This window comes from Lactobacillus johnsonii ATCC 33200 (assembly GCF_000159355.1).
Classification (GTDB): Bacteria; Bacillota; Bacilli; order Lactobacillales; family Lactobacillaceae; genus Lactobacillus; species Lactobacillus johnsonii.
The window spans coordinates 1-7,773 of record NZ_GG670125.1 but is presented as its reverse complement, the minus strand read 5'-3'; the positions used below and the strand labels follow the sequence as shown (position 1 = coordinate 7,773).

Here is a 7,773-nt window from a genome sequence, read left to right as displayed (position 1 = left end):
AAAGTAAACACACTAGTGATGTCACTAGTGTGTTTTTTTGTATCTTTAAAAGTAAAAAACTCTTTGTTCAAGTGTATGGATGAAGAGACAGAAAAAGAATCAAATAACTATGAAGTTAACCCCCGAGTTGGATATAAACCCAACCTGGGAATTTTGCTATGGACAAATATACAGTTGAAACTAAATTAAAAGCAATTGAATTATACGAAAGTAGTCTTGGAAGTAGATAAATCGTAGTTTTCTTCCAGGCACTTACCTTGATTGAACTAAGAAAGTTTTTTAGTCCCCGTATTATAAGTAAGACGACGCTTGTGGGAAAGAGAGCAGCGAAAGTTCAGTAAGCAGAGAAAATTTGGGTGTCTATTATACGACCAAAAAGAGAAAAAGCAGCTATATCTTGAAAATTTAGAGTGGGAATCTCCTTTATGCGGTAATGAGCCTTATATCTTCTCTATATGGCTTTTAAAGGTTCCTGAGGAGAAATTTGGCTTTAAAATAAAATAAAGAGTTTACAGAGCGATTTTTACATATTTCAAAGTCGTATTTTTGTTAGTCTAAAAAAGACACATGGTTCAGATGGAACGAATGTGTCTATAGTTATATGGATTAGCTAGTTTCTTGTATTTAATTCTTTAAGCAGGTTAATTATTTCTGCATTTTGCTTGATTAAGATCCAGTTTTGAAGCTTTAATGTATCTTCTGGGGAAGTATTTTCCATTAGATCACTTTGAGCCGCTCTATGAAGAAGAGACTTGTATGATGCTTCCATATTTTCTAAGCCATATGCAGCTAAATGGGTATTAGTCATTTTATCTATATACTCATTAACTTGATTTGCATCTTTTTCAATTAATTCTTCTCTTTGCCAAGGAGTAAGTTTTGCATGATCTTCACAAATCATATTTCCATCAGCTAATTTAATTAATTTTTTACCTTTTTTATTGTCAACAATACATCTTTCATTAGACATAAAAAAAACCTCCGTATACGCTTAGTGTAGCACCATATAGGCTTAAAGAGATAAAAAAGAAATAAAGTAAAAAAATTAAAATTAGGGGTTGCATAGTTAGAATGTTTTTAGTAATATAGTTATTGCTGATGCGGAGAGCAAGAAAAAACAACAATTCAAAAAAGTTTTTGAAAAAAGTTGTTGACATCACTTTCTAAATCAAGTATGATTAATAAGTACGTTAAAAACGTATGACCCGTTGGTCAAGTGGTTAAGACACCGCCCTTTCACGGCGGTAACATGAGTTCAAATCTCGTACGGGTCATTACCATATTAAAAGATGGTATAAATGGAGGATTACCCAAGTCCGGCTGAAGGGAACGGTCTTGAAAACCGTCAGGCGGGTTCTGCCCGCGCGTGGGTCCGAATCCCACATCCTCCTTAATCATCGCGGGATGGAGCAGTCTGGTAGCTCGTCGGGCTCATAACCCGAAGGTCATAGGTTCAAATCCTATTCCCGCAATATGGTCCCTTAGTGTAGTGGTTATCACGCCTCCCTGTCACGGAGGAGATCACCGGTCCGAATCCGGTAGGGACCGTAATGGCTCGATAGCTCAGTTGGTAGAGCAAAGGATTGAAGCTCCTTGTGTCGGCGGTTCGATTCCGTCTCGCGCCATTCTGGAGGCCTAGCGAAGTGGCTAAACGCGGCGGTCTGTAAAACCGCTCTCTCTGAGTTCGGTGGTTCGAATCCACTGGCCTCCATTAAATAGGGATATCGTATAAAGGTAGTACATCGGTCTCCAAAACCGCTAGTGTGGGTTCAATTCCTACTATCCCTGTTTTTAATATTATGGCGGAATTGGTGAAGTGGTTAACACACCGGTTTGTGGATCCGGCATGCGTGGGTTCGATCCCCACATTCCGCCCTAACATTGGGATATAGCCAAGCGGTAAGGCAATGGACTTTGACTTCATCATGCGTTGGTTCGAATCCAACTATCCCAATTTGTTAATGATCAGAGGTTGGCGGTGTAGCCAAGTGGTAAGGCACGGGTCTGCAAAACCCTAATCATCGGTTCAAATCCGATCACCGCCTTCGCCTGAATTTCCTGATTAATTTCATTTATGGCGGTGTGGCGGAATTGGCAGACGCGTCAGACTCAAAATCTGGTGTCCCCTGGGACGTATCGGTTCGACCCCGATCACCGCTATTTATTCAGACATTCTGGCAAAAAGACGTGAGTTAATTCTCACGTCTTTTTTTTATCCAAAATTGCAACTCCTTTCTACTAACTTTATAATGTTCTTTAATGGAGGTATTTTTATATGAATATTGGGTTATTTACCGATACTTATTTTCCTCAGCTTTCTGGGGTCGCAACTTCAATTCAAACTTTAAAAAATTCTCTTGAAGCAGATGGACATTCTGTCTTCATTTTTACTACAACTGATCCTCATTTAGGAAAAGGGACTATTGAGCCAAATATTTTCAGAGTTAGTAGTGTACCTTTTGTCTCTTTTACGGATAGAAGAATTGCAGTTAGAGGTTTATTTCAGGCAACGAAAATTGCTAAGGAAGTAAAATTAGACATTGTGCATACTCAAACCGAGTTTGCAATGGGTATGATTGGAAAATATGTTGCGCATTCGTTAGATATTCCTGCTATTCATACTTACCATACTATGTATGAAGACTACTTACATTATGTATTAAATGGACACCTATTAAAGCCGTATCACGTTAAACAAATTACGAAGGCCTATCTCCATAAGATGGATGGAGTGGTTGCACCAAGTCAGCGTGTAAAAGAAACATTGAGGCGATATGGAGTTACAATTCCAATGCGTATTATTCCAACAGGAGTTGATTTAACAGCTATCAATGAAAATCCCCGTCGAGATGTCCGGAAGGAATTGGGGCTTAGTTCAAAAGATAAAGTTATTCTCACGCTAAGTAGGGTAGCAGCTGAAAAGAAAATAGATCAAATTTTAGATGTTTTACCTGAAATTTTAGAAAAAGAGCCTAACGTAAAGTTTGTAATTGCCGGCGATGGTCCTGATGTACAGCCATTAAAAGATCAAGTTGCTCGACTTTCTTTAGAAGACGATGTAACTTTCGCAGGTAGTGTTGAACACAGTGATGTTGGAAATTATTATCGTATGGCCGACTTATTCGTATCCGCAAGTGATACTGAAACGCAAGGTTTAACCTATATTGAGGCATTAGCCGCTGGAACAAAAAGTGTAGTGTACAGTACAGATTACACGGAGAATGTTTTTGATAATAAGGAGTTAGGCTGCACCTTTAAAACAAAGGATGAGATGAAAAATGAGATTCTTGATTATTTAAAAGAAGATCGATTTACCATTCCTGAAAATATAAAGAAAAATAAATTGGTAGATGTATCAGCAGCTACTTTTGCACATAGAATAGAAGATTTTTATCAAGATGCAATTCAAAATAAACGAACAACTGAGGTAAATTATGATTAGAATTAATATGTTTTCCCAGGCTGATTCAGTTCAGGGACAGGGTGTGGGATCTGCGTATAAAGAGCTAGTTCGCTTACTTAGGTCCCGCTTAGTAGAAGATTTTTATGTAACTATTAATAAATATGGAGCAAGCGATCTAACGCATTACCATACTATAAATCCTACATATTTTGTTAATAGTTTTTTACCTAGTCGTGGAAGAAAAATTGGATATGTGCATTTTCTGCCGGAAACATTAGAAGGATCTGTTAAGCTCCCTGAACCAGCAAAAAATATCTTCTATAAGTACGTTATTGATTTTTATAAAAGAATGGATCAGATAGTAGTAGTTAATCCAATCTTTATTGATAAATTAGTGAAGTACGAAATCAGCAAAGACAAAGTAAAATATATTCCTAATTTTGTAGCAAAAAGTGAATTTTATGAGCAAAGTCAAGTACAAAAAAACGCCTTTAGGAATAAATTGCATATTCCGTTAGATAAGTTTGTGATTGTCGGAGATGGACAAGTTCAAGAAAGAAAAGGTGTGGATGACTTTGCGAAGTTAGCAGAAGCTAATCCAGATGTTCAATTTATTTGGGCTGGTGGATTCTCATTCGGTAAAATGACGGATGGATATGCTCATTTTAAGAAGTTAATTGATGATCCTCCAAAAAATTTGAAATTTACTGGTATTGTGCCACGAGAAGAATTAGTTAGCTATTTAAACATTGCTGACTTATTTTTACTCCCATCTTTCGATGAATTATTTCCAATGTCAGTTTTAGAAGCTTTTTCATGTAATACTCCTGTTTTATTACGTGATTTGGATTTATATCAAGCTATTATTGACGGGTATTATATGAAAGGCAAGGATTTTACTGAGTTAAACGCTCAAATTAAATCCGTAGTATCATATCCTGAAAAATTAAAGAAGTATCAAGATTTATCTGCTCAAGCCAGTCAAGAATATTCTGAAGACCATCTTGCTAAAATATGGCATGACTTTTACATGGAACAATATGAAATTGGTAGAAAGTTAGGACAAATCAAATAATGAACAAAAAACATTTTATAGGGATGCTGATTGTTCTTTTAATTAGTGGCTTTGTTATTTGGCAAGAATTACGGAAAACACCAATTAAGGCATTATGGGGAGCAAGTAAAAAATTAAATTTAACTTTCTTGCTGTTAGTTTTATTGGTAATGGTTTTGTCGTATGTCTGTGAAGCTGCTATTATTTGGATTTTAGAGCATAAAAAGGGAGATCCACATCGCTCGGCATGGTCTTTTTTCAGAATTCCAATTATTCAAGCTTTATTTAATGCGATAACACCCTTGTCTACCGGTGGTCAACCTTCTCAGTTAGTAGCCATGATTCAGATGGGAATAGAAGGTGGACGGGCGACATCTATTCTGTTAATGAAATTTATAATTTATCAAATTTGCGTTTTATTTGCGTACGTATCGACAATTATTTTTGGTTTTCATATGGTAGTAACCAAATTTTCAGGGTTAGCCTTGTTTATTTTAATTGGTTTTATTCTTCATGTAAGTTCCATAATTTTTCTATTAGCAATTATGTTTGCATATCGATGGACAAAAAATACTACTAATTGGGTCATGGATTTACTGGAAAAATTTATGAATAAAAATACTGTTGAAAAATGGCGTAAGAATACGATGGAGAAAATTGAAACTTTTTATGCAGAAGGACAGAACTTAAAACGTGAAAAGAAAAAATTATTAGGTGCCAGTATTTTGACTATTGGTCAACTTCTATGTTTCTATTCAATTCCGTACTTGATCTTGTTAGCATTAAATTTAACACCTTCTTGGCTAGACGTTACGCAGATGAACATTATGATTATCATGTTTATGGCAATTGTTCCAATTCCAGGAGCATCTGGTGGAGCAGAATTTAGTTTTCAGACATTGTTTTCTACTTTTATTCATTCAAATATTTTGTTGACTCTAGGGATGTTCTTATGGCGTTTTACTACCTACTTTTTTGGAATGATTTTAGGGATATTCGGTTGGCTCTTTAAGCCCAAGAAAGTAAAAAGTCATTAAAATTCCTTAAATTTGCTATTTTAATTTATCAAAACCATTTTTTAGTAGTAATATCATGAAAGAACAAAGTTGAGGAGGACTTAGATGGGACGCCTAAAAGCATCATATAATTGGTTAACTAAAACTAAATTAGGCTTTTTCACTGTAGTTGTTGTATTTTTTTGGATAAAAACATATTTAACCTATATAACAAAGTTTAATTTAGGTGTAGTGGGCTCAATGCAAAATTTTTTGCTACTGATAAATCCACTGCCAACTGCTATTTTATTAATTGGAATTGGTTTATTTTTTAAGGGTAGGAAATCCTACTGGATTATGGTCATAATTGATTTTCTTTTATCTCTTTGGCTATTTTCAAATATATTATATTATCGAGAATTTTCTGATTTTTTATCTACTTCTATCATTAAAACGTCCGGATCTACTTCTGATAATTTAGGAAAAAGTATTGCGGGCATCACAAAAGGAACAGATTTTTTAGTATTTTTAGATGTAGTTATTATTGTTCTACTAATAGCTTTTAAAGTTTTTAAAATTGATGTTCGACGTCTAAAATTAAAGGTTTCACTTTTAATTGAAGGCTTAGCTGTAGTATTGATTGGTACTAATTTAACTATGGCACAAAAGGATCGTTCTGGTTTATTGACTAGAACTTTTGATAATAACTATATTGTTAAATATTTAGGATTAAATGCTTTTGCAGTGTATGACGGAGTAAAAACTGCTCAAAATAATGCAATTATGGCTAAAGCAAACCATAGTGATCTAAAAACTGTTCAGTCGTATATCAAGAAAAATTATATTGCCCCTAATCCGGAATATTATGGCGTGGCAAAGAATAAGAATGTATTGGTAATCCACTTAGAGAGTTTCCAGCAATTTTTAATTGATTATAAGTGGCATGGAAAAGAAGTTACACCTAACTTGAATAAGCTATATCATGCTAACGATACTATTAGTTTTGATAATTTCTTTAATCAAGTAGGACAGGGTAAGACTTCCGATGCTGAAATGATGCTAGAAAACTCTATTTTTGGTTTACAATCAGGATCTGCTATGTCAAGTTATGGAACATCTAACACTTTTGAAAGTGCTCCAGCTATACTAGGTCAAAAGGCTGGCTACACTAGTGCAGTTATGCATGGTGGGGCAGGTTCATTCTGGAATCGTGATAATGCTTATAAGTCTTTTGGCTACAATTATTTCATGCCTTTATCTTATTATCAAAATAAAAAAGGATATTACTTAGGATATGGAATTAAGGATAAGCTTTTCTTTGATCAGTCGATTAAATATATGGAGCATTTACCACAGCCATTTTATTTAAAGATGATTACGGTAACGAACCACTATCCATATGATTTAGATAAGAAAAATCAATCCATTGATAAAACTGATACTGGTGATAAAACAGTAGATGGATATGTTCAAACTGCTCATTATCTTGACCAAGCAATTGGAGAATTGATGAGCTATCTGAAGAAATCTGGTTTAGAGAAGAATACTCTAATTATGCTTTATGGAGATCACTACGGAATTTCTGGAAATCACCATAAGGCGTCTGCCCAATTATTGGATAAAGATAGCTTTAATAATTTTGATAATCTCCAATTCCAACGGGTACCATTAATGTTCCACATGCCTGGACTTAAGGGTGGTATTAATCATACCTATGGTGGCGAGATTGACGTTAGACCAACTTTATTTAATTTATTAGGAATTAATGACCAAAATATGATTCAGTTTGGACATAGTCTTTTGGCTAAAAATGCTCCACAAATTGTTGCCCAGCGAAATGGTGACTTTATTACTCCAAAATATAGTAAAGTGGAAGGAAGTTATTACTACACGCAATCAGGAAAGCGAATAACTCATCCAAGCAAGAAAGTAAAGGCCCAATTAGCATCCATTTCTAATACAGTAACGACCGAGCTCTCCTTATCAGACCGAGTAATTACAGGAAATCTTTTGCGCTTCTATAAGCCAGATGGATTTGAATATGTGAAGAGAAAAAATTATTCATATAAGAAATCTGATTCGTTAAAACGATTGAAAAAGGCTGAGAAGAAGAGTAAGAATAGTGTCTGGTATCAGAATGGTAAAAAGACAACTCAAAGTGATTTCAAGACAGATGCCCCAGAATTGAAAAAATAATTAAAAATTGTGTTAAGTGATTATACTTAACACAATTTTTTTATATCCGAATTTTAAAACTTAAATCTCAATTAAAATAAGAATGAAAAAATATAAATCTGAACAATTAAATTATTAATCAAATT

Annotated in this window: 6 protein-coding genes and 11 tRNA genes; 16 read left to right on the top strand and 1 reads right to left on the bottom strand. The window is 34.5% G+C overall.

Going from position 1 to position 7,773, the window contains the following annotated elements; genetic code table 11:
* Positions 1-189: hypothetical protein (locus HMPREF0528_RS09305; RefSeq protein ID WP_004896654.1), on the top strand; the 189-nt coding region annotated here is incomplete at its 5' end.
* A 421-nt stretch (positions 190-610) separates the two neighbouring features.
* On the opposite strand, the gene HMPREF0528_RS08620 is transcribed toward HMPREF0528_RS09305, so the two are convergent.
* Positions 611-970: a hypothetical protein gene (locus HMPREF0528_RS08620; RefSeq protein ID WP_004896652.1), complete on the bottom strand. Its 360-nt coding sequence runs from the start codon at positions 968-970 to the stop codon at positions 611-613.
* Between the two features lie 232 nt (positions 971-1,202).
* Between HMPREF0528_RS08620 and HMPREF0528_RS08615 the strand changes: the two genes are divergently transcribed.
* The 15 genes from HMPREF0528_RS08615 to HMPREF0528_RS08545 all read left to right on the top strand — a co-directional run bounded on the left by HMPREF0528_RS08615 (position 1,203) and on the right by HMPREF0528_RS08545 (position 7,648).
* Positions 1,203-1,274 (top strand) — tRNA-Glu (locus HMPREF0528_RS08615).
* Between the two features lie 26 nt (positions 1,275-1,300).
* Positions 1,301-1,391, top strand: a tRNA-Ser gene (locus HMPREF0528_RS08610).
* 7 nt (positions 1,392-1,398) lie between these two features.
* Positions 1,399-1,472 (top strand) — tRNA-Met (locus HMPREF0528_RS08605).
* A 3-nt stretch (positions 1,473-1,475) separates the two neighbouring features.
* Positions 1,476-1,548 (top strand) — tRNA-Asp (locus HMPREF0528_RS08600).
* A gap of 4 nt (positions 1,549-1,552) precedes the next feature.
* Positions 1,553-1,625 (top strand) — tRNA-Phe (locus HMPREF0528_RS08595).
* 4 nt (positions 1,626-1,629) lie between these two features.
* Positions 1,630-1,711, top strand: a tRNA-Tyr gene (locus tag HMPREF0528_RS08590).
* A gap of 6 nt (positions 1,712-1,717) precedes the next feature.
* Positions 1,718-1,788 (top strand) — tRNA-Trp (locus tag HMPREF0528_RS08585).
* A 14-nt stretch (positions 1,789-1,802) separates the two neighbouring features.
* Positions 1,803-1,875 (top strand) — tRNA-His (locus HMPREF0528_RS08580).
* A gap of 7 nt (positions 1,876-1,882) precedes the next feature.
* A tRNA-Gln gene (locus HMPREF0528_RS08575) sits at positions 1,883-1,954 on the top strand.
* Between the two features lie 20 nt (positions 1,955-1,974).
* Positions 1,975-2,045 (top strand) — tRNA-Cys (locus HMPREF0528_RS08570).
* 31 nt (positions 2,046-2,076) lie between these two features.
* Positions 2,077-2,160 (top strand) — tRNA-Leu (locus HMPREF0528_RS08565).
* Between the two features lie 115 nt (positions 2,161-2,275).
* On the top strand, positions 2,276-3,442 hold the full coding sequence (locus HMPREF0528_RS08560; protein ID WP_004896651.1) for a glycosyltransferase family 4 protein: 1,167 nt from the start codon (positions 2,276-2,278) through the stop codon (positions 3,440-3,442).
* A complete protein-coding gene (locus tag HMPREF0528_RS08555; RefSeq protein ID WP_004896650.1) occupies positions 3,435-4,478 on the top strand; it encodes a glycosyltransferase family 4 protein in 1,044 nt (347 codons plus the stop codon). The genes HMPREF0528_RS08560 and HMPREF0528_RS08555 overlap by 8 nt, the downstream gene beginning before the upstream one ends.
* Positions 4,478-5,494 (top strand): lysylphosphatidylglycerol synthase transmembrane domain-containing protein, encoded by a 1,017-nt coding sequence (locus HMPREF0528_RS08550; protein WP_004896649.1) that lies wholly within the window; start codon positions 4,478-4,480, stop codon positions 5,492-5,494. The genes HMPREF0528_RS08555 and HMPREF0528_RS08550 overlap by 1 nt, the downstream gene beginning before the upstream one ends.
* Positions 5,495-5,578: 84 nt before the next feature.
* Positions 5,579-7,648, top strand: a complete 2,070-nt coding sequence (locus HMPREF0528_RS08545; protein WP_004896648.1) for an LTA synthase family protein — start codon at positions 5,579-5,581, stop codon at positions 7,646-7,648.
* The last annotated feature ends 125 nt before the right edge of the window (positions 7,649-7,773 follow it).

Excerpts from the sequence above, each read along its gene's own strand:
- HMPREF0528_RS08620 (WP_004896652.1), bottom strand. The coding sequence starts at position 970 with ATGTCTAATGAAAGATGTATTGTTGACAATAAAAAAGGTAAAAAATTA.
- HMPREF0528_RS08560 (WP_004896651.1), top strand. The coding sequence starts at position 2,276 with ATGAATATTGGGTTATTTACCGATACTTATTTTCCTCAGCTTTCTGGG.
- HMPREF0528_RS08555 (WP_004896650.1), top strand. The coding sequence starts at position 3,435 with ATGATTAGAATTAATATGTTTTCCCAGGCTGATTCAGTTCAGGGACAG.
- HMPREF0528_RS08550 (WP_004896649.1), top strand. The coding sequence starts at position 4,478 with ATGAACAAAAAACATTTTATAGGGATGCTGATTGTTCTTTTAATTAGT.
- HMPREF0528_RS08545 (WP_004896648.1), top strand. The coding sequence starts at position 5,579 with ATGGGACGCCTAAAAGCATCATATAATTGGTTAACTAAAACTAAATTA.